Origin of the sequence: Psychrobacter sp. BI730, from assembly GCF_013414195.1 — a bacterium.
Lineage (GTDB): Bacteria > Pseudomonadota > Gammaproteobacteria > Pseudomonadales > Moraxellaceae > Psychrobacter.
This window is the reverse complement of the sequence record NZ_JAATTV010000004.1, coordinates 1-25252: the sequence shown is the minus strand read 5'-3', so window position 1 is coordinate 25252 and position 25252 is coordinate 1. Positions and strand designations below refer to the sequence as shown.

General features: G+C 44.1%; 21 protein-coding genes and 2 riboswitches. Of the genes, 11 read left to right on the top strand and 10 right to left on the bottom strand.

The genetic code is table 11. The features are described from left to right. Positions 1–81 precede the first annotated feature (81 nt). On the top strand, positions 82–387 hold the full coding sequence (locus HCZ91_RS03655; protein WP_057760791.1) for a hypothetical protein: 306 nt from the start codon (positions 82–84) through the stop codon (positions 385–387). A 58-nt stretch (positions 388–445) separates the two neighbouring features. On the opposite strand, the gene HCZ91_RS03650 is transcribed toward HCZ91_RS03655, so the two are convergent. Further along, entirely contained in the window at positions 446–1021 is a 576-nt protein-coding gene (locus tag HCZ91_RS03650) for a DUF2062 domain-containing protein (protein ID WP_346342178.1), read from the bottom strand. A gap of 245 nt (positions 1022–1266) precedes the next feature. On the opposite strand from HCZ91_RS03650, the gene HCZ91_RS03645 reads away from it, so the two are divergent. The 4 genes from HCZ91_RS03645 (at position 1267) to HCZ91_RS03630 (ending at position 7407) form a co-directional block, all read left to right on the top strand. Further along, positions 1267–4227, top strand: coding sequence for a ComEC/Rec2 family competence protein (locus tag HCZ91_RS03645; protein WP_346342177.1), 2961 nt, complete (start codon positions 1267–1269; stop codon positions 4225–4227). A gap of 253 nt (positions 4228–4480) precedes the next feature. Further along, a complete protein-coding gene (gene sppA / locus HCZ91_RS03640) occupies positions 4481–5473 on the top strand; it encodes a signal peptide peptidase SppA (RefSeq protein ID WP_218870044.1) in 993 nt (330 codons plus the stop codon). Between the two features lie 154 nt (positions 5474–5627). Beyond that, on the top strand, positions 5628–6518 hold the full coding sequence (locus HCZ91_RS03635) for an alpha/beta hydrolase (protein WP_179798257.1): 891 nt from the start codon (positions 5628–5630) through the stop codon (positions 6516–6518). A 100-nt stretch (positions 6519–6618) separates the two neighbouring features. Beyond that, positions 6619–7407 (top strand): type II CAAX endopeptidase family protein, encoded by a 789-nt coding sequence (locus HCZ91_RS03630; RefSeq protein ID WP_179798478.1) that lies wholly within the window; start codon positions 6619–6621, stop codon positions 7405–7407. Positions 7408–7492: 85 nt separating this feature from the next. Here the strand turns inward: HCZ91_RS03630 and dusA are convergent, their stop codons facing one another. From dusA to HCZ91_RS03615, 3 genes are all read right to left on the bottom strand, one after another. Continuing rightward, positions 7493–8476, bottom strand: a complete 984-nt coding sequence (gene dusA, locus HCZ91_RS03625) for a tRNA dihydrouridine(20/20a) synthase DusA (protein WP_179798254.1) — start codon at positions 8474–8476, stop codon at positions 7493–7495. A gap of 132 nt (positions 8477–8608) precedes the next feature. Then, positions 8609–9913: an MFS transporter gene (locus tag HCZ91_RS03620; protein ID WP_179798252.1), complete on the bottom strand. Its 1305-nt coding sequence runs from the start codon at positions 9911–9913 to the stop codon at positions 8609–8611. Positions 9914–10135: 222 nt separating this feature from the next. Continuing rightward, positions 10136–11779, bottom strand: coding sequence for a phospholipase D family protein (locus HCZ91_RS03615; protein ID WP_075106542.1), 1644 nt, complete (start codon positions 11777–11779; stop codon positions 10136–10138). A 429-nt stretch (positions 11780–12208) separates the two neighbouring features. Here HCZ91_RS03615 and HCZ91_RS03610 point away from each other — a divergent pair, with 429 nt between their 5' ends. From HCZ91_RS03610 to HCZ91_RS03595, 4 genes are all read left to right on the top strand, one after another. Continuing rightward, positions 12209–13501 carry an O-succinylhomoserine sulfhydrylase gene (locus tag HCZ91_RS03610; RefSeq protein ID WP_179798250.1) on the top strand — a complete coding sequence of 431 codons (1293 nt, stop codon included), beginning with the start codon at positions 12209–12211 and terminating at the stop codon, positions 13499–13501. A 111-nt stretch (positions 13502–13612) separates the two neighbouring features. Then, a complete protein-coding gene (locus tag HCZ91_RS03605) occupies positions 13613–13942 on the top strand; it encodes a YbaB/EbfC family nucleoid-associated protein (protein WP_179798248.1) in 330 nt (109 codons plus the stop codon). A gap of 117 nt (positions 13943–14059) precedes the next feature. Beyond that, the gene (gene recR, locus HCZ91_RS03600) at positions 14060–14653 is read left to right on the top strand and encodes a recombination mediator RecR (protein WP_057760773.1); all 594 of its coding nucleotides are present in this window, start codon (positions 14060–14062) and stop codon (positions 14651–14653) included. 135 nt (positions 14654–14788) lie between these two features. Continuing rightward, the gene (locus tag HCZ91_RS03595) at positions 14789–16150 is read left to right on the top strand and encodes an HRDC domain-containing protein (protein WP_346342176.1); all 1362 of its coding nucleotides are present in this window, start codon (positions 14789–14791) and stop codon (positions 16148–16150) included. A 110-nt stretch (positions 16151–16260) separates the two neighbouring features. Here the strand turns inward: HCZ91_RS03595 and HCZ91_RS03590 are convergent, their stop codons facing one another. From HCZ91_RS03590 to gcvT, 5 genes are all read right to left on the bottom strand, one after another. Then, the gene (locus HCZ91_RS03590) at positions 16261–16950 is read right to left on the bottom strand and encodes an alpha/beta fold hydrolase (protein WP_179798246.1); all 690 of its coding nucleotides are present in this window, start codon (positions 16948–16950) and stop codon (positions 16261–16263) included. A gap of 207 nt (positions 16951–17157) precedes the next feature. Further along, positions 17158–20055 (bottom strand): aminomethyl-transferring glycine dehydrogenase, encoded by a 2898-nt coding sequence (gene gcvP, locus HCZ91_RS03585; protein ID WP_179798244.1) that lies wholly within the window; start codon positions 20053–20055, stop codon positions 17158–17160. 64 nt (positions 20056–20119) lie between these two features. Then, the gene (locus HCZ91_RS03580; RefSeq protein WP_102092319.1) at positions 20120–20878 is read right to left on the bottom strand and encodes a nitroreductase family protein; all 759 of its coding nucleotides are present in this window, start codon (positions 20876–20878) and stop codon (positions 20120–20122) included. A 350-nt stretch (positions 20879–21228) separates the two neighbouring features. Beyond that, positions 21229–21609, bottom strand: a complete 381-nt coding sequence (gene gcvH / locus HCZ91_RS03575; protein WP_057760766.1) for a glycine cleavage system protein GcvH — start codon at positions 21607–21609, stop codon at positions 21229–21231. A 117-nt stretch (positions 21610–21726) separates the two neighbouring features. Continuing rightward, the gene (gcvT, locus tag HCZ91_RS03570) at positions 21727–22911 is read right to left on the bottom strand and encodes a glycine cleavage system aminomethyltransferase GcvT (RefSeq protein ID WP_179798242.1); all 1185 of its coding nucleotides are present in this window, start codon (positions 22909–22911) and stop codon (positions 21727–21729) included. Positions 22912–23079: 168 nt separating this feature from the next. After that, a riboswitch (glycine riboswitch) is annotated at positions 23080–23238 on the bottom strand. 69 nt (positions 23239–23307) lie between these two features. After that, positions 23308–23447, bottom strand: a riboswitch (glycine riboswitch). A 249-nt stretch (positions 23448–23696) separates the two neighbouring features. Here gcvT and HCZ91_RS03565 point away from each other — a divergent pair. Then, positions 23697–24017 carry a YcgL domain-containing protein gene (locus HCZ91_RS03565; protein ID WP_057760762.1) on the top strand — a complete coding sequence of 107 codons (321 nt, stop codon included), beginning with the start codon at positions 23697–23699 and terminating at the stop codon, positions 24015–24017. A gap of 261 nt (positions 24018–24278) precedes the next feature. Then, positions 24279–24875 (top strand): hypothetical protein, encoded by a 597-nt coding sequence (locus HCZ91_RS03560; protein ID WP_179798240.1) that lies wholly within the window; start codon positions 24279–24281, stop codon positions 24873–24875. A 56-nt stretch (positions 24876–24931) separates the two neighbouring features. Here HCZ91_RS03560 and HCZ91_RS03555 read toward each other — a convergent pair. Further along, positions 24932–25252: transposase (locus HCZ91_RS03555; protein WP_179798239.1), on the bottom strand; the 321-nt coding region annotated here is incomplete at its 5' end.

Genomic DNA, 25252 nt, shown 5'->3' with positions numbered 1-25252 from the left:
TACTAAAAAAATATATCATAGAAACTAGCGATTAAGCGGTTGTGAGCCAGCCGCCTTATCTATTTTATAAGGATGCGTAAAATGCGTGAAGATGATAATCCAATTGCAGCTTTTGGCAGTGCGGAAGAGGGTGATGAGCCGTTAAAGCCTTACATCGATCCAACTTTGTTTGAAACGCTCGATAGGCAGGCACAAACTGAGCTACTGACCCCTGTGTTTGATGCCATCACTTTGGCTGGGGTTGATTACGACCTAAAAGTTCAAGACAGCGCGACAGGTAAGCGTTATACGCTCTGTAAGAATGATGAAGTCATTGAGATCGTACCGATGGATAGTAATTTCACTGACAAAGTTTTGAATGCTATAGAGAACAGTAAAGAAGAATAAGCTGTGTTAGTTTAGCTAGGGCGTAAGCGTTACAGCCGTGTAATAAAGATAGATTGCCTTATAATTTGTCAGATTCATCAGAAGGTTTTTGCTGACGTTTCTGCCAGCTCGCCACGGTCTTATAACGCCAAATGGCCTTAAACGCCAAACCACAAATAAGACTGGTGACTACGGCTAAAATCGTTAGCCCGATACAAAATGCAGCAAGCGATACTGTACCGCGATAAGTAATGAATGGATTGGCACCGTTTGATAATGCCCATAAGCTAAAATCAGCAATCATTCTACCGATGAATCGTAAGCTAATCATAGGTGCATCAATAATCTTTGCACCGATATAATATCCAGCATAGAAGATGGGTAAGCTAGTGACTGGGTTAGTAATCCACGTCAAACCAAGCGCCATAGGAACATTGGCACGAAAAATAAGCGAGCCAATAAGTGCCAGTAACATCTGTCCTGGCAGCGGGAAAAATGCACTCAATACACCGATATAGACGGCCTTATTTAGGCTGTGTCGATTGAAATGCCATAACCTTGGATCAGCCAAGTGCGGTGCAAACAGCTTTAAAGTGCGACTTTCTAAGATTTTCTCTGGTGTAGGAAGTAGGTCTTTTAGACGTTTTTGGGGCACAGGATCGCCTTTAATCATTAACTACAGTCTACTCAATGGTATTGAGAAGCTGGTATAAAGTAATATATGGTGATTAGGATAAAGGTTAGAACACACAGAATGGTGGTGTCAGATAGTTACCACCTAATACGTTGCCTCAGTATAGGGTAATATAAATATAAATGCTATTGCATCGCGTGTCATTTGCTATAGTAAGTAACCATATTTGGCCGAATAATATTTAAGTCATCAAGCAAGGAGTGCTGGTGTACTGGTTGATTGGTAGTCTCATAATTATAGTTATGATGGGCGTATTGGCAGTCGCAGATAATGTGATAATGCCAACCGACTTATCTTTGCTAGATATGATTGATCCATCCAATCTGTCTTTGGCGCTTATTATATTTGCCACAATTCTGTTGGCGTCTGCTCAATTTAACATACCCTCGATAGACAGCCACAACGCTGATAGCAATACCTCTAACAACACATCTCGCCATACTAAACTTCCTTTCCGAATTATTAGACACTTAGTCTTAGCTTTGTTAGCGGCTGCGTTAGTGATAGGCAGCGCACTGCAAGCTTTGGTTACTCACCAACGAGCAGAAACCAATGAAATAACTGCTCCGATACGAGTACAAGCACTCGTGCGTATCGAAGGGTTGAGCGACAGTGTTTATGATGCCACTACAGATAGCGGTTATAGACAAGTAGCAGTGATAACGAATATCGCTCCGTTAGGCGCTGAGCTAACGTCCCAAGAGTTAGCAACTAAAACATCCGACTACTTACATGCGAATAAAAATAGCCTAAGAATCAATCACGATGTTAATCTCAATGAAGTTATTCTCAAGGTTAGCGAACACAGAATCTTACTTAACGCCTATCCAAAAAAGTCTGCAAATGATAGCCAGTTTGCATCCTTAAACGATTTGCAGCCTGGAGATGAGGTATTCATGAGCCTAGCACTGGCACCGTTGACTACTTCCGAGCAAGCAGTCAATAACCCTACTGGTTTTGACAGTTATCGCTGGTTGCGAGGTCGGCATATTGATGGCGTTGCAAATATTTTGGCCGTTAGTCCTATATTGGTAAACAGTAACGAAATCAGCAATGAAATCAGCGATAAAAAATATTCGAAGCAGTCGCTAGACTCTGATTCATATCTTCAGCGCTTTCGTACTCGTATTGATCAAGGGCGTTGGCGATTACGACAGCATTTCTATCAAGACTGGTCAGCACAAACGACAGCAGAGCAACAAGCAAAAGCCGTGACATTAAGTCTGCTCACGGGTGATCGTAGCTTGATTAATCGTGATACTAAGGACTTATATCAACTGGCGGGTATCTCACATCTGCTCGCTATTTCAGGCACGCACGTACTGTTTTTAGCTATTGTGCTAGCAGGTATAGTTGTACTGCTGTTTGATCGTAATTATTCAACGATTTATCGTCGTATTCCGCGTTGGCAAGTGCGCTGGTGGGTAATGATTGGTGCCGCTTTTATTTATGCGCTATTTACTGGTTTTGACGTGCCTGCTGCCCGTACGGCTTGGATGTTATTGGCGATTGGATTTATCAGACTAACATTGCTTCCTATTAGTACGACGCGCGTGCTATTGGCACTGGCTGTGTTGATGGCCTGGCATGACCCTTACGTATTGTGGCAGGCAGGTTACTGGCTATCTTTTATTGCAGTGGCGTTATTACTCAAGTATGACGATACGTCGTATCAGCATCAGACTACTGCTGCAACGACTGTACACGATAGTAAGCCACGTACTCATATCAATAACGCGCTATCTAACCGTGTTTGGCAAACGATCAAGCGTGTGTTTAAATTACAGTTTTGGCTGTTTCTTACTTTATTACCCGTTACGTTGCTTCTATTTGGTAAGGCATCGTTATGGGGCCTTTTCATCAATTTATTTGCTATCGGGCTATTTGGTTGGGTGATTGTACCGCTCAATTTATTAGCCGGGTTGTGTTATCTTTTGGTGCCAAGTATCGCTGATATTCTTTGGGTAATTATTAGTACGATAGTTGGTCATCTACACGATTTGATGAGTTGGCTGACGTCATTGCCAGCGCTATCGGATGCATGGCTCTATACACCAGTTAATATCGCGATACTATCGATGGCTTTGCTAAGCGCATTGCCTTGGCTGTTACCACGAGGTTTACTCAGTCGTTGGTTGATGTTGCCACCATTAACGTTGCTGATGATGACAGTGTATGCCAATCAGCAGTCATTTGTCACGATGCCGACCCTATATATTTTGCCAACGGGTGATTCGTATATAACGGCGGCATTGCTGCAATATCCTACTGCTAATGAAGACAGTACCAATTGGTTGTTCTTAGCTGATCATAGACCAGCCTCTACACGAACGATGCCAAGCAGCCTGACAGCAGACAAGTTATTTGAAAATTTAAAGCAGCAATTGGGCAGTTTATCTGTGGATAAGTTAGAGAGTATTGTCGTACAGAGCAGCAGTATTGGCCTGACTGATACGTTAATTCCTGACAATAAGAATATTGCTAATACCGAAAATTCTGAATTACTACCGATGACTGTTGCTCAATTAAATGACCGTTTAGCCATTAGCCAATATTGGCAAGCAGGGCGCTCTGATCGTTGGTCTGCATTTCAGCAAGCCTATAAAACAGTTAGGCAATCTGAAGATACGCCCACTATCAGTGCTCAACGTTGTGAGCAAGGAAAAATATGGCAGTCGACTAACGATGAATTGTCAGTGCAGGTCATCACTGGTTGGACCAAGATAGGTGATACTAGCGTTTGGGACTGTACGATTGCTCTTGATACTAATTTGCTTATACGCGTTCTAAGATACAATGCGGCAGACCCACTTAATTCGTTACCTGTCAATTCACCTGACAATCCTCAAGCGCAAATAACCATCAATCAGTTAACTAGCAAACAGTCAGCGTCTTCTCAGTCGCGTTTGATTCTAGATACTGATACTCATCAACGCGTTTGGCAAATGTGGTCATTACTATGTTCAGCTGAATCGAATAATGAGAACATGCTATTCAAAAATACACGTTGGCTTGGTCACAGTGCCTCGCAGATTACAGGCGATATCATAAGTCGTCAGAGAGTTGATGAAGTTATAACCTATGATAACAAACCGTTAGACGCGGCATTATCGCTAAATAACATTGATAGCTTTTCCAATGCCGAAACTACTAACCCTCAAAAATAAGGCTGATATTATCAGCGTTACAATATAGTGATATTTCACAGTTATACTATTGAACCATTATCGAAATACCACCATACTTAGTAGCCTATTAATACCGATGATTGACACGGCGAGGAGATATTTATTTTTAGCCGTATCTACCAATATCATCTTTTTATTGTTTTAGATTGTTTCTGACTTAGGAAGTTATATGCCCAACTGGCCACCAGACCCTAACAAACGTCCTGATAATTCGGCAAATCAGCCAACGCCAATGCAGCAACCAAACGCGCCGAGCGGACAAGAGTGGAAAGTACTGGAAAACACCTTATTAGCGAGTGTGGTTGAGCAGCGCCGTGCTCGTCGCTGGAGTATTTTCTTTAAACTGTTGACCTTTGGTTATATATTATTGATATTTTTGACCGTAGGTCGCGGATGTAGTGGTTCGCCAACAGGTATGGATGCCGTTGATACTAGCTCGCCGCATTTGGCAGTGGTTGAGCTGCAAGGTGTGATCAGTAATGATGACGTGGCCAACGCTTACGACGTCAATGAGGCATTGAGAGACGCTTTTGCAAATAGTAACTCTAAAGCGGTGGCGTTAGACATTAACTCACCTGGCGGTTCACCGGTACAGTCTGATGAGATTTGGCAGACCATGATGGACTTACGCCAAGAGTACCCAGACAAAAAGCTTTATGCGGTGATTGGTGATATCGGTGCGTCAGGTGCTTATTATATTGCGTCTGCCGCAGATGAGATTTATGTCAATCCGTCAAGTTTGGTCGGCTCTATCGGTGTCATTATGCCAAGCTACAACGTCAAAGGCTTGATGGACAAAGTTGGTGTAGAAGATCGTACGATTACGGCTGGTGAGTATAAAGATATCTTAAGCTTATCTCGTCCATTGACTGACTACGAAGAAAAACATGTCGAAGGTGTGCTTGCTAATACGCACAAGCATTTCATCAATGCCGTCAAAGAAGGCCGCGGTGATCGCTTGAAAAATCCTGAACAAAACAAACTGTTTTCAGGACTATTTTGGACCGGTGAGCAATCTATCGAGTTAGGTTTGGCAGACAAAACGGGCAGTATCACAAGCCTCAGTAAACAATTGGATCTTGATACGATCATCAGCTATAGCCCTACCGATCCGTTCCAAATGTTTATGGATCGCTTTGCGGTACAATTGGGTGCAGGCATTGGCTCTAGCATGAGTCTTGATGGGTTTTTGCCCCAAGAAGAAGGTAATGCAAAAATGCGTTAAGCGTTTAATATTTTAGATATACTGTGTATGATTGTTGGGGCTGAGCATATAATTATGCTCAGCCTTAATTGTATATAGTGCTAAAAACTACCTTAATATGAAATACAGTTGAATTATTAAAAATAATATATAAACCATCCCACGAGAGCCTATTATGAGTGATGAAATCAATTTGCAGACCTTTGCTGCGCTACCTGTCTCCAAGATAACAAAAAAGCCTGTATTACATTTTGCCCATGCCAATGGCATGCCAAGTGCTGTCTATGAGCCGTTTTTTGCAGGATTGTCCGCATTTTTTACGATTGAATATATTGCCATGTTGGGTGATACGCCCGATTATCCCGTAGACGATCATTGGCGTAGCCTAACGCAGCAGATCATTGATAGTGTAAAAGATGCCTGTGACAAGCATGGCGTCGCACAGGTGGTAGGCGTGGGGCATTCGCTAGGAGCCATGTGTACCTTGCAGGCAACGTACCGTCGGCCAGAACTATTTGCTCAAGCCGTACTGATGGATCCGCCTTGGATTTATGGCAAAGTCAGCTTGTTGTGGCATTTGGCAAAAACAGCAGATAGATTGCCACTTATGAATAACCGCTTGATGGACAAACTATCACCAGCAGGCGTGTCAAAACATCGCCGCGATGTATGGGATAGTCGAGATGAGGCCTATGAAAAAATGCGACACAAAGGATTTTTTAAAAACTTTGATGAACGCAGTTTTCAAGGATACATCGATCATGGCTTGCATGAGCGCGCGGATGGTAAGGTTACATTGGCCATTCCTAAAGCCAGTGAAGTAGAGGTGTTTCGCACCAATCCTTCTTGGTATTGGTTAGCACCGAATCGTGGTCCGAAAGTGCCTGTTACCTTAATTATAGGTCAAGATAGTATCTTTTTAAAACGTCGCTTTCCGCAGCAGATACAGTCGCGCTTAGGTATTCCTTATGAGACTCATAAAGGGGGGCATATGTTCCCGCTAGAGCATCCAGAGTCTGTCTCAATGCAGGTGCTCGCCTTGATCGAGCAGCAACTGCCAAAATAAAAGTAAGGTATCGTCAATTCGTCAGGCTCTTAGATGTGAGCTGACTATATATTTGCTAAGTGATATTTCCATGTCCAAACACTCTGTGTCCAACAACTCTATGCCAAACAACCTAGCTGAACCGTCTGACGGGGAGGGCTTGCTTCATTGTGCACCATTGTTTTCGCGCTTAGGGGCGTTTGTACTAACAGTAGGCATGGTATTGGCATTTTTTATCAGTCAATTGGTAGGCGTGTATATCGCTGGTAAACTGGTATTACCGGCTACACAAAATGGATCGATGGCGGACATATTCTTTTTTGGTAGTAATGATGGAACGGTCGTGAGTATCTCGATAGTCATAGGCTGCATACTGTTGGTAGTGACCAGTATTGTCATTATTCGTCTACGAGGTGGTAAGGTGCGTCAGTACCTAGCATTGAAGCCGTTTTCATTTGCGGTAGGTATGGGTATGCTGGGTGTGCTATTGATATTTATGATCGCCAGTCAAGCGCTGACCTATATGCTAGATATGACGCCGTTGGTTTTTGTTGATCCACTATATGAATCGGTAAGCTCGATATGGCTGTTGGTCTTTGCGATGGTCGTCGTTGCCCCAATCTACGAAGAGGTTGTTTTTCGGGGCATCTTATGGTCAGCGATCGCAGAGCAGTTCACCGCACCGTCATATTCTGTGCATCACGGCGCGATAGTAGCAAGTATCGTGACAAGTTTGATATTTGCTATTATCCATGTACAGTACGGTATTTATGAGATCAGCACCATCGTGGTATTGGCACTGATATTTTGTTATGCCCGTATTAAGTCAGGATCACTATTACTGCCCATCGCACTACATATCATTAATAATGGGGCAGCGATGTGGCAGTATCTCTCACAAGTATCGTAGCTAAAATTGACATGATAGTAGGGGCAGTGCGGCAGTAGTGGCTAAAATCTGAAGTCTGTTAAACCTTGATGCATACCAATCTGTGCTATGCATCAGGGTTTAACAACAATACTTCATCCGCCGCTCTTTTAACATCATCAAGCGTTAGCTGAGGTTTACCGCTTAATGCTTGTCGCCATCTGCGTGCGCCCATCAACCCTTGAAACAACCCTAAATAATGCCGCGTCATTGTTGGGAGTGCTTCGCCTTTTTCAATTTGTTCTTCTAAATATGGATATAGCCGTGCCAAGATTTCTGAACGCTTAGGGATAGTCTCAGATGTTGTATAACTCCACAAGCTATTGGCCTCTGCTAATAGATACGGGTTATGATAAAACGCTCGTCCTATCATCACGCCATCGATATGCTGCAAATGCATCTTGATGTCTTCAATCGTATCGATACCACCATTGATCTCGATATCTAGCTCAGGAAAGTCTTGCTTCAAGCGGTAGACATCATCGTAACGTAGCGGTGGTATCTCGCGATTTTGCTTAGGGCTAAGTCCTTGTAGCCATGCCGTACGCGCATGTACGATAAAGCGGGTACAACCTGCCGCTGCGACTGTCTGCACAAAGTCCACCATAAACTCATAACTATCAAAGTCATCGATGCCAATACGATGCTTGACCGTCACTGGAATATCGACTGCAGCTTGCATATGCTTGACCAAGTCAGCGACGGTCTGAGGTTCTGCCATCAGACAGGCACCTATCTTATTGTGCTGTACGCGATCTGAGGGGCAGCCAACATTGATATTGACCTCGTCATAGCCATATTGCTGAGCAAACTCTGCGCATTGTGTCATTTCACCGATGTCTGCACCGCCGAGCTGCAATACAAGAGGATGCTCAAGCGTATCAAAGCGCAAATGCCGTGCTCGATTGCCATGTATCAATGCGCCAGTACTGATCATCTCGGTATATAGATAGGTATGTGGATTAAATAGTCGTGCAAAATAACGATAATCTGTCGTAGTCCAGTCGATCATTGGCGCAACTGAGAGGCGTTTGTTGGTCATATCAACCATGGTGATTAAGCCTTAATATTTGTGTCTTAAATAAATGGAGAAGGTGCAATGGATGAGACAACCCATTGCACCTTATTTTCAAGATTTTCTAGAGCTTCAAGCGTTATGCGAAGCGGCGATTGACTATCTTACTTATACAATAACGTGGTCAATCTTTTTTAACTCGGGCAAATTATAGAAATAAAGCCCCATAATAATACCGATAGAGCCCACAAAGGCAATATATAGCGCTGGCGAGAAACTGATGAGTGTCGTGGCGTAACCAAGACCAAAGGGTATCAGCACACCCACGATACCGTAGGTAATATTATAACAAAAAGAAATGCCGGTGAGACGTACATTGGTCGGAAATAGCTGCACTAAAATGGCAGGGATCATGCCCACGATACCGGCACAGAACCCTAGCAATGCATACATGATTAAGATATAGTCGCCACCCGCCTGCAGATGATAAAAGAACGCCAGTGTTTGAGCGATAAGTAAAACAGAACCAATGACCAAAATTTTACCAAAGTTCTCATGGGTCGAGATCATGCCATAAAAGACACAGCCAAGAACCATAAATACGATGCCCAAGCTATGAGAAAAGCTAAACAAATCACTGTCTAAAGTAAAGTTGATTTCTATTAGTTCTGGCAGTAGTAGGACAATGACAGAGGTGATACTAGATATCACTATAGTCAGTACCATACTGACAAAGATAGAGTGTTTGCAGCGCTTGAATAATACCGTAAATGGTCTACCTAGATTCTTACCAGTTTTTGGCTTATCTAACGCCAAGAAAAACGGCGTCTCTTTAACCAATCGCCATACCAACAATGGCAGACAGGTTAGTAAGGCGCCAACAAAAAACGGCAAACGCCAGCCATAATCAGTCAGCTGTACGGTGGTCATAAAGTCAGTCAGCCACAGAAAAAACGCATTAGAGAACAGTACACCTACCAAAAAGCTAGCCGTAACGTAGCTACAAGCCACTGACAAATACTGCCGAGGGACATGCTCCGCCACAAATACCCAAGATAGCGGTGCGTAAAGACCAAATGCCATACCTTGTATGATTCTCAGCAATATGAATAACGCAGGTGCAAGCGCACCCCACTGCGCATAAGTAGGCAGACACGCCATTGCGAGCAAGCTACCTGCCGTAACGATTATGCTCAGGAAAAAGGTCGGCTTTCGACCTTTGAGATCACCATAACGCCCGAACAGAATACCACCAAATGGCCGAGCCAAGTAACCAATGACAAACAGCCCCATTCCTTGCAGCTTAGCAACCGTAGGATCGTTATTAGCGGGGAAAATAGCAGCTGAGACAATGTCTGCAATGTACAAATAAATCAAGAAATCAAAAAAGATTACAGCGCTGATAAAGCTTACGAATATGACTGTATTTTTGTCTTTTTTAGACATCAGGGCGTATTGAGAACGAGTCGGCATAATAGATCACGCATCCACGGAGTAAAGTGGTCATTAAGACGATCATCGTTTAGATAATCGGCCATGATAAAAACCGGCAAATCAAAGTATATAAACAATGATTCGCCGGAACAGTAATTTTGTGTATTGTAATAAGAACTTTGATTACAGGATTTGGCTTTTAACAAAAGCAAAACTGCACATCCTGCAATTTTAGGGACTATTTAGAAAAGAGTTTACATATTACAGTAGCCAGTCAATGGGTAACCAAGACATAATAGTAAGCCAGATATGATCACTCATATCGACCCGTGGCTCTGACTCGTAAACGACTTCTTTGCCATCTTCCATGGTGTGCCACTCCAAGCTACCGTTGTCTAGCAGCTTAACTTCATAAGCTTGATTTAGTAAATCGTCACTCAGCGCCCCGTGCAGCTGTCTTGCCAACTCATCATCATTGATGATTACACCCATTTCAGTATTGATATTGGCAGAGCGAGGGTCAACGTTGTAGGAACCGATAAACACTTGATAGTCGTCTACCGCAAACGTTTTTGCATGTAGGCTGGTTGATGACTGACTGCGTGCACGCCAGAGTTTATTGTCACGTTTTTCTTCAGCTGCCGTTGATTTTAGCTCGTATATTTTTACGCCTGACCGCAGTAGGCTAGGGCGCCATTGACTATAACCAGAATGAACAGCGGTCACGTCGGTCGCATCAAATGAGTTGGTTAATATTTTGATATCAACGCCAGATTCGGCGAGCTTCACCAAAGTATCGACCCCATCTTTGGTCGGGACAAAATAAGACGAGATGATGGTCAGTTTTTTGGTTGGGCTACCGAGTAACGTACGCAGTTGATGCACCAAGTTGGTCTCAGATGAGACGCTTTTGGACAGCTTGCCAACATCGTCACTCAAAAACTGCATGTCTGTCCAACGAAACGGCACGCGTTTGTTGATCAGATCAGTGTCTATCGTCGAGTCTTTGATGGCGGCTTTATAAACCGTCAAGCTACTGCCTTCGTTATTTTCCTCATCTATACCCAGCTTGTCTAATGCCTTCAAAAAATCAGGCGTGACGTCATCGTCGAACTTGGCTAAAGTTTCGATGTCAAACGACAGCGGCGATGACCAGTAACTGGCAAAGCTATTATCAATGTCTGCGACGACTTTACCAATCAGTAAAACATCCAAATCCGCAAACTGGCTGCTTTGATCGTTACTCAGGTACTCATTACCGATATTACGTCCACCGATAATGGTAATCTGTTTATCAAACGTCATGCTTTTATTGTGCATACGGCGATTGATACGCGGCAAACCTGTGACGTAGTTCAATGTTGAAAATTTACGATGCATTAATGGGTTGATGATACGCACCGCGATATTAGGGTGGCTTGCAAAACGTAATAGGTGCTGATCAAACTTTGCACTGTTATTAAAATCATCCAACAACAAACGCACGATCACACCGCGCTCAGCCGCTTCCCACAAGTCTTTTAATAGCAGTTGGCCAGCCTGATCATTATGCCAAATATAATACTGCGCATCGATATTGCGCGTGGCCATACCTGTTAACATACTACGGGCGGCAAACGCATTTGCCCCAGTGACGATCGGATGATAGCCTGACAAATCAGGATGAATTTCATTCTGCGCACTAACAGCGGCCACTAGATCAGTATTGTTGGTTGTAGTCGCTGTATTTTGCTCAATCTTTGGGCTGTCTTCTTGTTGGTATAAAGCATTGACTCGCGCTGATAGCGCTTGGCTCTCAGGTAGATGTGGCTGTTTGGGTAGGCTCTGGCAAGCGCTCAGACCTAAAGTCAGCCCAAGTGTCAGACTCAACGATAAGCTGCTTGGTTCTATACTGAACATCGACATAACGAATTTACCTTGATGAGCCTAAATATACTGATAAATAAAATGCATGGATAAGTAATTTGCTGAAATTGTTCATCTATTTTTAAGGATGATAGCATTGATTGGACGGTCTATAAAAATATCACCAACGCCAAAATTCAAATCGTCGCTAAGCTTAGCAGCTGTCAGCATATCTGCCTATTATAAATACGTTATTTTTGTTAGGTTTGACGATTGATTTTATCGTGATTTATTGTCGGTTAAATCTGCATAATGGCTGTCATATTGAACATACAGTTATTTTAATAGGCAAAATTAATAATTAGAAGTTATCTGAAACCAGATGTGTGGAATAAGTCGGCATGTTATGATAACGCTGATGAATTTGCTTAATAATCAAAAAAATAAGCAGTCCTTTTATACCAACCAAAACAAAGCAACGGAACGTCTATGAGTCAGTCGCAAACGAAAGATGAGAATAATTTGAACCAAAAAAACTCAAACGATGGGTTAGATCCAAACTGGCGTAACGATGCCTTAGATTTAGGATTAGATTACGGTATGCAGACGATTGCTGTGCGGGCAGGTCAACACCGTACCGACGAGGGCGAGCATTCAGAGCCGATTTTTACGACCAGCTCTTATGTTTATCAATCAGCCGCTGATGCTGCGGCACATTTTGACGGTACAAAGACAGGAAACGTTTACTCTCGTCATACCAACCCAAGCGTCCGTACTTTTGAGCGTCGTCTCGCCGCGCTAGAAAACGGTGAACGTGCGGTTGCAACGGCCTCTGGTATGGGTGCAATCCTAACCATGTGCTTGGCATACCTAAAAGCGGGTGACCATCTGCTCGCTGCCAATCAGTTATTTGGCTCGTCTATTGGGCTGTTCAATAACTATATGGCCAAGTTTGGCGTTGAAGTCAGCTACGTTGATTGCTTCGACAATGAGGCATGGGCCAATGCGGTTCAACCAAATACCAAAGTGATTTATTGCGAAAGCCCAAGTAATCCATTGGCGCAGATTTGCGATATTGGTTATCTCAGTCAGCTATGCAAAGCCAATGACATATTACTCGTCGTCGATAATTGCTTTGCAACGCCAGCATTGCAGCGCCCGCTAGACTTGGGTGCGGATGTGGTCATTCACTCTGCGACCAAATATTTGGATGGTCAGGGTCGCGTATTAGGTGGTGCATTGGTCGGCAGTGATGAGCTGATGCAAGAAGCATTTACCGTGGTGCGCTCAGGCGGTATCAGCATGAGTCCGTTCAATGCTTGGGTATTTACTAAGGGGCTTGAAACGCTTAAATTGCGTATGCAAGCGCATTGCCAAAATGCCAATCAAGTGGCAGAATTTTTGGTCAATCACCCTAACGTTAGTACGGTGCATTTCTCTGGCCTAAGTGACCATCCTGCACACGAGCTTGCCACCCATCAGCATCATATGAAAGACGGTTACGGTGCTATCATGGGTTTTGAAGTCAAAGCATCTGACAGCCGCGATACCAAAGAAGCGGCGTGGCATGTGATTGATTCAACACAAATGGTCTCTATCACCAATAACTTGGGCGATGCCAAAACCACGATTACTCATCCTGCAACCACCACGCATTTCCGTCTAACTGCTGAGGCTCGTGCCGAAGCTGGTGTCAAAGACGGTCTGATTCGTCTATCGGTAGGTTTGGAAGATGTGGAAGATATTATCAAAGACTTGGCACGTGGTTTAGACAGTTTGTAAAGATAACGGTATAATCTGCACTAACGCATTGCATTAACTTTACGTTATTAATTATTCATTATTATACGCACTAGCATAAAATACAAACCATAAATAACAAAAGAGGCAACTATGAACATTCAAGCATTGATGCAACAAGCACAAACGATGCAAAAGAAAGTAGAAGCGAACGTTGAAAACGCTAAGAAAGAACTTTCTAACAAAGAAGTGCAAGCAGAAGCGGGCAGTGGCCTAGTTAAAGTAACGATGACTGGTCGTCATGTGGTTAAGCGTTTGACTATTGATCCAAGTCTGCTAGAAGATGAGCCAGATATGATTGAAGATCTTATCGCTGCTGCTATCAATGATGCGGTTCGTCAAGCAGATGCACTCTACGAAGAAACGATGGCTGGCGCGACTTCAGGCATGGGTCTACCACCAGGTATGCAAGGCATGTTTTAAGCATTAAATACTTCATACTAAAGACAAAAATGGGGTTGTTATCGACACGATACGACCCCATTTTTATAGCTACGATTTATAAATTCAGTTAGATAAAGTCAACTAAAGGAAGCTACTTTGCTTACAGCCAAATTTGATCAGCTGGTCAAACAGCTGCGTATATTGCCAGGCGTCGGTCAAAAAAGTGCCCAACGAATGGCGCTACATCTGCTCAGTAAAAAACGCCCACAAGGTATGGCACTCGCCCAAGCACTAGATGAAGCCATGCGTGATATTGTTGAATGTCAGCGTTGCCATAGCTTTAGTGATGAGGCTGTATGTCCGCTATGCCAAGACGTTAGACGTGATGACAGTCTGCTATGCGTGGTCGAGACAGCAGCAGATGTGATGGCGATTGAGCAGACAGCTGGTTACCGTGGTCGTTATTTCGTGTTGGGCGGGCATCTATCGCCAATTGATGGTGTCAGCGCCGATGACTTAAATATTGATCAGCTCGTATGGCGAGTGAAGCAAGAGCCTGTCGAAGAGCTAATACTTGCAACAGGTACGACTGTCGAAGGTCAGACTACGGCGCACTTTATCAGTGAGGCAGTCAGTCGTCATGTCAATAAAGTGACGCGCTTAGCTCAAGGTGTACCGATGGGCGGCGAGCTTGAGTATCTGGATAGTATGACGCTTGGTCAAGCCATGCAAAATCGTTCTTTTTTATAATGTTTTGATTGCTTCAAAGTCTTACCCAATTCATTTCTTGGAATTGTTATAATTACTTTATTATTGTTTATCTTTTAATTTTATTAAGGCGCGGTTTAGCGTTTTATTTTCTCCTATTAATGCAGGTATCTGCCCGTGTCCAATAACGTTTCAAACGCCTCAGCTCAATCAAATGCTTCTGATACCAATGATGGCTTATTACAAGAAGCCGCTAATACTGAGCCAATGTCAGCAGCCACTTCATCTGAGTCAGCTGCTAATAATCCAGATGTTGAAGTACCTGATATTGAGGTGCTAGATCTAGATATTGATGCACTGTTGGATATTGCCGATGACGTTGCTATTACTTGGGTACGTAAACAAAGCGATTTAGATGAAGTTATTGATGCCTTAGCGACTTGCGGACGCGTAGCCTTAGATACTGAGTTTATCAAGCGTGATACTTATTATCCGCGCTTGGCACTGGTGCAGTTGAATACTGGCGATCATGTTTATTTGCTGGATGCACCCCAGTTACAACTGGCTGAACTGTGGGAAGCGCTACGCAAAGTAGATGTGGCTATCTGGCATGCTTGCGGCGAAGATTTGGGCATTTTTTATCTGTTGTCTGGCTGCCCACCGTTGACCAATATCTTCGATACGCAAATTGCGTTGTCTTATCTAACGGGCCAATTGCAAATGGGCTATCAGCAAGCACTGGCTGATCAGCTAGATATGCATATCGATAAAGAACATAGTCAGTCTGATTGGCTCCAGCGTCCGTTGACAGATGAGCAAGAGCAATATGCCATCGATGATGTACGTTATTTGCCAGCGCTGTATCTCAGTATCGAGTATGCGCTTAAGGCTCAAGGCTTATACGATTATGTTTGGGCTGACTGTCAGCTTTATGCCAGTGATTTGTATGACACGCAGCACGTCGAAGATGAAGCGATGTATCTCACGATGGCAGATTACCGCTATAACTCGCAGCAAATGGCGATACTCAAAGGAGTGGCTACGTGGAGAGAAGAGCTGGCACGTGCGACCAATCAACCGCGTACCTTTGTGATAAAGAAACAAGCAGTACGTGAAATTGTCACTGAAAAGCCAAACAGCATGCGCGAGCTGGCACACAAAACAACCATGCACCGTAGTATGCTGCGACTATATGGCGAAGAGCTGCTGAAAGTAATCAGAGATGCCAAGAGTCTACCGCCTACAGAGCATCCAGATTGTCTAGTGCCGCCATATCGCTCAAAAAATAAAGTATTATCGAAAGCAGTTCAGCAAGCGATTGATGAGCATGCGCGCGAAATCGGTATACCTGCCAGTGTATTGATGCGTAAAAAATGGCTAGGACAATTATATGAAGTGGTTGCTCTTGATGAAGATGTGAGCGAACTGCCACAAGGGCTAAAAGGTTGGCGTAACGACTGGGTCATTAAAACCTTAATTCCAGTCATCAAAAAGCATAAAACCGAACTGCAGCAGGGCATGGGTATTCGTGTCCAATAAGGAATCGTTCGATAATATGGCGTTTAATAATGCGCCGTTCAATAAGGAAGCGTTCGATAAGACTGCAAACTGACACTCAAGTATTCATAGAGCTCTTATTCATACAGTCCTTAGCGTTTAAATCGTCCATGCTCTAAAAAGTATCGAGTCTGCTCGGCGACCTCTGGGTTCACTAGCATGCCAGTGTGTGAGACTGGCATGATGATATGATCAGTTGCAGCCTCTATCTTCGTCTCTTCTATATATACTGTCCCGTCATGTGCAAGTTGCTCGTTAAGGGGTGGCTTGTCAGATTTGCGCAGTTTGCGATTATGATATTGCAAAAACATATGACCTAGACCGTAAGGACGGTTGCCAGCGATGACGCCTAACGTCACGTGTTTGGGTAAGGGCGCGACTGTGCCGTCGAGGGCGTCGACATATGAGCGACCTACGACAGCAGGAGTCAATCGCCAGATATAATCTGCACAAACACTGCCTATATGCGGTGTTCCTAGAGTCACGCAACGTCCAATTTTCCATTTTGGATACTGAGCGACAAAGTCACGAATGATCAAACCACCTAAACTATGCCCGACCAAATCTATAGGATGACCTGGGTGATGGTTTGTTTCTAGCCAGCTATTTAGGCGCGCGCTATTGGTTTTGATACCATCACGCATACTACGGTAGCCATACTGATGGGTATCAAATCCTGCTGCTTGCAGGCGCTTGGCTAATGGCCGCATGATCCATGGAGTTTGGTGTAGCCCATGAATTAGAATGACGCGAGTTTTTTGTTTAGGCGCTTTATGTTGCATAGCATTGTCCAAATGATTGCTTCAGAAATTTAAGATAAATAGCTTATTATCAATATAAGCTTTTATTGCATTGAGTTCTTATCGTTTATTTTATTGATAATATTACCTGCTAACGTAATAGATAAAAAGTCAGACAAATAAAAACCTCCAAGTCAGCTGCTGACTTGGAGGTTTTTTACTACAGAGAATAACTATCGAAAATGATAATTACATATAGTTTTCGATACTTGGGCAAGAGCACATTAGGTTCTTATCACCATAAGCATCATCGACACGCGCGACACTTGGCCAGAACTTGTTTGCACGAATGTACGGCAGTGGGAATGCAGCAGTCTCACGGCTGTAAGGATGCGTCCACTCTTCACTAGTAATCATAGCAGCCGTATGCGGTGCATTGACTAACGGGTTATCTTCTAGCGTCCAGTTATCTTCACCAGCTTTGGCTTTCATGGCTTCAACTTTGATAGATTTTAGCGCACTGATAAAGCGATCCAACTCTTCTTTTGATTCAGACTCTGTTGGCTCAATCATAAGCGTGCCAGCGACTGGGAAGCTCATCGTTGGTGAATGGAAACCATAATCCATCAGGCGCTTAGCGATATCGCTTTCCGTGATGCCAGTTTCTTCTTTTAACGGACGAATATCGATGATACATTCGTGAGCTACGCGGCCATTTTTGCCTGTATACAAGACAGGGTAGTGACCTTTTAGCTCGGCTGCCACGTAGTTGGCGTTAAGTAATGCCAGCTCCGTTGCTTTTAGTAAGCCATCACGGCCCATCATAGCAATATACATCCATGAGATCGGTAAGATGCTTGCTGAACCGTAAGGTGCTGCTGATACTGCTGAGCAGTCTTTTTGTGCATTATGTACAGGGCTTAAGGTATGGTTGGCCATAAACGTTGCCAAATGCGCTTTCATACCGATAGGACCCATGCCTGGACCACCGCCGCCATGTGGGATACAGAAGGTTTTGTGCAGGTTCATGTGCAATACATCAGCACCAACGTCTGCAGGCTGCATCATGCCTACCTGAGCATTCATGTTGGCGCCATCCATATAGACCTGACCACCATGCTTGTGAGTCAAATCACAGATATGACGGATGCCTTCTTCAAACACGCCATGAGTCGATGGGTACGTGATCATTAAAGCGCCCAAACGCTCGCTATGCTCTTCACACTTGGCGGTTAAATCATCGATATCAACGTTGCCGTTTTCATCGGTTTTGACCACGACGACTTTCATACCCATCATCATGGCGGTAGCAGGGTTGGTACCGTGCGCTGACTGAGGAATCAAGCACACATCACGATTGGTCTCGCCCAATGACTCATGATAACGGCGAATCGCGAGCAGACCAGCATATTCACCAGAGGCACCAGAGTTTGGCTGCATAGAGACATCATCAAAACCAGTAATGGCTTTTAATTGATCTTGCAAGCTATCGATCATCGCGATATAGCCAGTAACTTGATCACGTGGTGCAAAAGGATGCACGTTGGCAAACTCAGGCCAAGTAATCGGTAGCATTTCACTGGTGGCGTTTAGCTTCATGGTACAGCTACCCAGTGAAATCATGCTGCGGTTCATCGCTAGATCTTTGTCTTCAAGCGACTTTAGGTAGCGTAGCATTTCATGCTCGGTATGATGCGAGTTGAATACTGGATGAGTCAAGATATCATCCGTACGCAGGTGTGCGCTATCTAGAGAGACGCGAGCGGTTTCAGGTAAATCGTGTGACTTATTGACGAATAGCTGAGTCAACGTGTTGAAGTCTTGCTGATCGCTGGTTTCACTAAATGCAACGCTTAATTTGGTGTCGCTTAGACGCCATAAGTTATAGCCAACGTTGTCTGCATTTTTAAAGATTTGAGTAGCAAGCTTCTCTGAACCACAATCAACGACGACTGTATCGAAGAATTGATCATGTACCACGCTCAAGCTGCTATCGTTAGATTCTGTGATAGCATCAGCAAACGCAGTGGCAAACGCATGAATACGAGTGGCAATACGTTTTACGCCGCCTGGACCATGGTATACCGCGTACATACCAGCGAGGTTAGCTAGTAATACTTGCGACGTACAGATGTTTGAGTTGGCTTTTTCGCGGCGGATATGCTGCTCACGCGTTTGTAGAGCCATACGCAGAGCTGTATTGCCTTGTGCGTCTTTTGATACGCCAATGATACGACCAGGTGCTGAACGCTTGGCTTTGTCAGAGAACGCAAAATAAGCGGCATGTGGACCGCCAAAGCCCATAGGAATACCGAAACGCTGAGTACTACCTAGCGCTACGTCGGCACCCATGTCAGCTGGTGATTTTAATAACACCAAGCTCATGATGTCACTTACTACACTGACGTAAGTTTTGTTTTCTTTTACTGCACTGATGACGTCTGTTAAGTCTTTAACGTCACCTTCAGCACCGACATACTGGAATAGCGCACCAAAATAATCGCCTGATTTAGCCGTTTCAAAATCACCAACGACCACTTCCCAACCAAAGTATTTAGCACGAGTATTGATAACATCTAGCGTTTGCGGATAGACACGCTCGTCGACGAAATACTGCGTTGATTTGCTTTTGCTCACACGCTTTGACATCGCCATCGCTTCTGCCGCTGCTGTTGCTTCATCAAGCAATGACGCACCAGCCAGCTCAAGACCAGTCAAATCGATACATACTTGTTGGAAGTTCAGCAATGCTTCTAGACGACCTTGAGCGATTTCAGCTTGATAAGGGGTATAGGCGGTGTACCAGCCTGGATTTTCAAGGACGTTGCGCTGAATGACGGCAGGCATACGAACCGGAGAGTAGCCTTGACCGATATAGCTTTTGTTAACAGTGATGTCATCTGCCATCGTGCGTAGTTTGGCAAGTGCCGCATGCTCACTCATCGCCACTGGCAAATCCAGCTCTTTGTGCAGACGTACTGGCTCAGGCACAGTGTCATTGATAAAGCTTTGCATATCTTTATAACCAACAGCGCTGAGTAGGTCGGCTTGCTTGGTTTCGTTCGAACCTAAGTGGCGATAGACAAATTCAGCTTCGTTGAACAATCCTTGAAAGGTATCAAACGATGGGTTTTGAGAGATAGTCATGACAATCCTTGGTTAAGGGAGTAATAAACAAAATAGCAATTAAGGGAATAATGTGAGCGGTACGTTATACGTAATGCACAAACTGTTTTTGATCAAAGCGGAACTGGGTGTTGTAAACGCCACTGTCAGCGCGCTCGCCTGCGCCCAGCATCATAACGATATGATGGTCGTCGCTAAGATTGAGCAACGCTTTCATGGCAGGCTCATCAAAGCCGCCCATAGGACAGCTATCAAAACCATGAGCGCGTAATGCTAGCATCAGGTTTTCGGCGGCAAGCGCGGTGTTATTGGTTGCCCAGTTTTTGGTGTCTTCAAAGGTATAGTAAGGCGATTTGATTGGGCCTTTTACGCGTCTGACCACTTGCGTTGCGCCCCATTTTGCAGCCGAAACCACGTTGGCTGGGCCGCGCAAAAAGTCCATTGTGACGACTTTGTTGTAGTAGTCTTTCACTTTCTTTGGCACTGGCTGATCAGGATATTCGCGCAATACTTGCTTAGCGTGATCGTGCCAAACATCAGTACGAGCAACGATGGCAATCAAACGGGCTGATGTTTTTGCGGCGTTTTGATTCATACAGTTTTTGACGGCGCGTTTGCGATTGTCAGCATCATCGATAACATAAAATTCCCACGGCTGTAGGTTGCTAGAGTTTGGTGCTAGCATGGCCAAACGCAGACAGTCTGCCAATACGTCGTCAGGGATAGGTGTGTCAGTAAAACGGCGCACGGAACGGCGTGACTCTACGATATCGCGAAACGCTTGTAGCTGCGGCGTATGGTTTGGTGTGGCAATGGGGTCTTTATTATCGGTGTTGGCATTCATATTAGGATCCATGCTGAGAATTGGGTTATCAGTTTGCGTCGTTATTGATAGCACGTATTCATTGGGATTCGAATAGGTGATTAATACGAGTCAATGAGATAACGCTTGGTAGCAATAACATCGGACGATAATGATTGTTGGAGATCTACATATAAAGCTGCTTTCAAATAATAAGCATGGTCAATGAGCCAATACTTCTAATGAGAAAGGTTGTTCAAACAGTTTAAATAGAGAGTATAGATACCAGCTGTTGCCAGTATCTATGTTTAGTCGGGGCTAGTGCTTTGTACGAGCTAAAGTCTTACAAGTGCTAATGTCTTGTGAGAGCATGCTTAGCTTGCGTGCTTAGCTTATAAGTCGCTTTCGTACTCGTCAGCAGTCATTAGTGCTTCGTAGTCAGCGATGTTGTCAGGCTTCATTCTGAAGAACCAACCTTCGCCGTATGGGTCAGAGTTGATGATTTCAGGATCATCTTCTAGTGCTTCATTGATAGCGATCACTTCACCTGAAATAGGCGCATAAACGTCAGAAGCCGCTTTTACTGATTCAACAACTGAGATTTCGTCATCAACAGCGATGATATCGCCCACATCTGGTAGCTCAACGAATACCACATCACCCAATAGATCTTGAGCATGGTCAGTGATACCAACAGTGATCGTACCGTCGTCTTCTAGGCGTAGCCACTCGTGACTAGCAATATATTTTAGCTCTGCTGGGATGTTGCTCATGGTCTCTCTCCTAAGTGATAGAGGTTAATTAACAAAAATAATGGAGGCTAGGCGTGTCGTCATTTTTATAATCGTGTGCAAAATGACAACGCGCTCTAATGATAGAATTTATAAGACCTAAGAGTCAAACTGTTGCTTGCCGTTACGGACAAAAGGTAGCTTTAGTACGCGTACATCGACGAACTTACCTTTGCCACGTAGATCGACTTGTACGCTGTCATCTTCTGATAAGCTGGCAGGTACACGAGCAATCGCGATTGAATTTTTTAGGCTAGGGGAGAATGTACCACTGGTGATAATGCCAGTTTGCTCATTATCAGTGCCTTGATTGATAGTCACTGTCATGCCTTCACGCAATACGCCGCGCGTGGTCAATAGCAGACCCACTTGCTTCATAGCAGTGTTGTCTTCTTTTGACTGCTTACGTTTGCTGACCAATGCTTCACGGCCGACAAAGGCGCGGTCGTCTTTGAGCGCTAGCGTCCAGCCCATGTTGCACTCGTAAGGGCTAACATTCTCGTCCATATCGTGGCCATAAAGATTCATGCCCGCTTCCATACGTAAGGTATCACGTGCGCCAAGACCAGCAGGTTTGATGCCATTTGCTTTTAGCTGCTCAAAGAAAGCAGGGGCATCATCAGCATGCATAATGACTTCGACGCCATCTTCACCAGTATAGCCAGTACGAGCCACAAACCAATCAGTGCCTTCGATATCGGTCAAATCAGCACCAACGAAAGGTTTTAGTGCTGCTAAGGTATCTGTCCAACTTGGTTTGGCTTGAGCCAGTTTTGTAATAGCATTTGGACCTTGCACGGCAAGCATAGCAAGCTCAGGACGCTCGGTAATCTCAATATTGAAACCTTCGGCGACTTTATTAAACTGTGTTAAGTCTTTATCACGAGTGGCCGCGTTAGAGACGATACGGTACTCAGTTTCTTCTGCATTCATCAGATAGACGATCAAATCATCGATGACGCCGCCTTGCTCATTGAGCATACCAGAGTACAGCGCTTTACCAGCGGTAGTGAGTTTGTTGACATCGTTTGCGAGTAGTTTTTGTAGCCAAGCCTTAGTATCAGCGCCTTGGATATCTGTCACAACCATATGTGAGACATCAAACATACCTGCATCTGTACGTACCGCTTCGTGCTCTTCGATTTGTGAACCGTAATGAATGGGTAATTCCCAACCAGAAAAATCGACCAGTTTGCCCTCACTATCAATATGAGACTGGTAAAAAGGGGTGCGCTGAGGGGCTTGGTTTTGAGAAGTGATGTCTTGAGAATAGGTATCAGTCATAACAAATCCTTATGTGTACATCAGTCGTACTCGATAGAGTAATGAGCGATGTGCAGTATCATAGTAGCGAGAAGCAACATTGCAGGGTGCAAGTATTGCAACCAAGGGTAGCACAGAAAAAAAAGATAAAGCAGTAAGCCAAACCAACACTGTACGTCAGTTTGAGCTAAAGCCCTATCTGTCCTGTGACCTGAGATTTTCAACACGAATTATCATTATTAATCTTTGAAAGATTACGCTATAAAAGCAAGGATTGATAATGTCGTATTTTCTCCCCTTCGGTGGGTAAGACGTCGTCCGTTCTTACCACTCTCCAGATTTGTTATGCCTTATGCTTGATAAAAAAGTAGTGCGCTATGAGCGTCATGCTACTAAACACTATCAAACAGCAGTGACATGCGTTTTTCAGTCCTTTTACCTGAGCGATTGGCAGGGTGGATGCGCCTTCGGTGGTTATCTAGCAATTGCGATAGTTGTATAACCAATAGGGTTCAATACAAAAACGATGCTGATAAACTCTCTCCTGAAAAACGCTTTTATTATGAAAGGTTCAAAGCGCTTTTACAAGTCATCAAAGCCATTAAAATAAATAAATTTGGCAAAAATAATGTTTTGATAGGGAAGTCTGTCAAATAGGTTATGTTTTACAATGATATTTTTATCGCTCATATCAGCGTTTTGTCTGTGTGTTTTGACAAAAATTACCATAGCAAAACGCAAAGCGACTACTGGTATTTGCCTGAAATATGCTAACCTACGCCCATAGTTTCTGATAGGTGGTTTTTATGCATTGCGATATTTATAAATTTCCCAAACACGACGACATGTATATCTACATTGCGCGTCCTGATTATCCTGATGATACTGATGAAATCAAAGACTGGCTTGGTGTATTACCAAAAGATTTCCGTGCAGGTTTAGGCCGTAGTAAGTTCGTCATGCATCTGGACTTATCAACTAAAGATAAGCTCGCTCGTGTCGACAAAGAAGAAGTACTGGCAAAACTACAGTCTCAAGGTTACTTTGTGCAGTTGCCGCCGCAAGACGTGATGCGCCGTCAAGCAGAGCTGCGTGCTCGTGAATCGCAGGACAGCATCTATAATTAATAGATTTGTCAGCAAGTAAGTGTGGTAGGACATATCTGGACGCTACCTTGAAAATAGCATCGATAAAAACCTACAACACACTTGCTCACATGCATTTGAGTAGAGAGTCGTGATAAACTGACACCCTACGCAATGCAGATATAAGCCTACATAATGCATAAGTTCATTATGTAGTTGGCCTCATTCTGATTCTACAGAACGCACATATACCGCTAGACACAGATTGTGTCACCGGCGATAAACGCAGGTAAATAAACACGCATGGACTGGTTAAAAAATATCTTACATAGCTTACCGCTAGAGTCTATCAGTGACATTCTCGGTGAGATTGCCATTTGGTGGGGCCAAATGGTAAAGGATGTCCCGCCCGCTGATTTGCCGATGTATGCTTATCTGGGCGGTGCTGTTTTGGTACTAGTGCTATGGATACTCGTTGCTCGTGTACTCCCAAAGCCATTGGGCGGTATGAGCTGGATGGTTCTGTTTGCAGTATTATTAGCACCAGGTACTGCACTTGGCGATCCGAGCGAGCTTGCACCAGCCAGTATCAGCGTCGTCTATGCTGTGATGATGAAAGATTACGCAGGCGCGGTTGCCAATATGTTGCCAATATTGGTGATACTGGTCGCAGGGTTGTTTGTTGGTTTTGTATGGCAGTTGATACGCAGCGCATTTGCATCTAGCTTGGACAAAGCCCGTAGCCGCAGCGCAGAAGATACGCAGGCCACGTTGCAAATGACCACAGGCAGTTATTTGCCAGAAAGCGCTACCGTAACTGAACAGCCTGATACTAACGTAAGCTTAAAAAAAGACAGTACGTTGGCTAAGAAAACGAATAGCGATACATCTGACAAGTAATAAAAATAGGCTAGGCATTAAGATAGAGCCCATCCCAGATTCTGTGTAACTGCCATTTAGATTAAATGCTTACTGATACGGTCATCAAACATAATCATAAAACGATTCAGAGCAGACGTCCAGTTACGGATTGGCATCGACCACTTTTTGGATGCCTGCTGAGTTGCCAGATAGACTACCTTGAATGCAGCTTGATCAGAGGGGAATACTTTACGCTTATTCACCGCCGTTCGAATCACGCTATTTAATGACTCAATAGCGTTGGTGGTATAAATCGCTTTTCTGATGTCTTTAGGATAACCAAAGAACACCGTTAAGCCCTCCCAGTTATTGCGCCAAGACTTAACCACGTGCGGGTACTTATCACCCCAAGTCTC

Coding starts and splice junctions, on each gene's coding strand:
- HCZ91_RS03655 (WP_057760791.1), top strand. CDS start 82: ATGCGTGAAGATGATAATCCAATTGCAGCTTTTGGCAGTGCGGAAGAG.
- sppA (WP_218870044.1), top strand. CDS start 4,481: ATGCAGCAACCAAACGCGCCGAGCGGACAAGAGTGGAAAGTACTGGAA.
- HCZ91_RS03635 (WP_179798257.1), top strand. CDS start 5,628: ATGAGTGATGAAATCAATTTGCAGACCTTTGCTGCGCTACCTGTCTCC.
- HCZ91_RS03630 (WP_179798478.1), top strand. CDS start 6,619: ATGCCAAACAACCTAGCTGAACCGTCTGACGGGGAGGGCTTGCTTCAT.
- dusA (WP_179798254.1), bottom strand. CDS start 8,476: ATGGTTGATATGACCAACAAACGCCTCTCAGTTGCGCCAATGATCGAC.
- HCZ91_RS03620 (WP_179798252.1), bottom strand. CDS start 9,913: ATGCCGACTCGTTCTCAATACGCCCTGATGTCTAAAAAAGACAAAAAT.
- HCZ91_RS03615 (WP_075106542.1), bottom strand. CDS start 11,779: ATGTCGATGTTCAGTATAGAACCAAGCAGCTTATCGTTGAGTCTGACA.
- HCZ91_RS03610 (WP_179798250.1), top strand. CDS start 12,209: ATGAGTCAGTCGCAAACGAAAGATGAGAATAATTTGAACCAAAAAAAC.
- HCZ91_RS03605 (WP_179798248.1), top strand. CDS start 13,613: ATGAACATTCAAGCATTGATGCAACAAGCACAAACGATGCAAAAGAAA.
- HCZ91_RS03590 (WP_179798246.1), bottom strand. CDS start 16,950: ATGCAACATAAAGCGCCTAAACAAAAAACTCGCGTCATTCTAATTCAT.
- gcvP (WP_179798244.1), bottom strand. CDS start 20,055: ATGACTATCTCTCAAAACCCATCGTTTGATACCTTTCAAGGATTGTTC.
- HCZ91_RS03580 (WP_102092319.1), bottom strand. CDS start 20,878: ATGAATGCCAACACCGATAATAAAGACCCCATTGCCACACCAAACCAT.
- gcvH (WP_057760766.1), bottom strand. CDS start 21,609: ATGAGCAACATCCCAGCAGAGCTAAAATATATTGCTAGTCACGAGTGG.
- gcvT (WP_179798242.1), bottom strand. CDS start 22,911: ATGACTGATACCTATTCTCAAGACATCACTTCTCAAAACCAAGCCCCT.
- HCZ91_RS03565 (WP_057760762.1), top strand. CDS start 23,697: ATGCATTGCGATATTTATAAATTTCCCAAACACGACGACATGTATATC.
- HCZ91_RS03560 (WP_179798240.1), top strand. CDS start 24,279: ATGGACTGGTTAAAAAATATCTTACATAGCTTACCGCTAGAGTCTATC.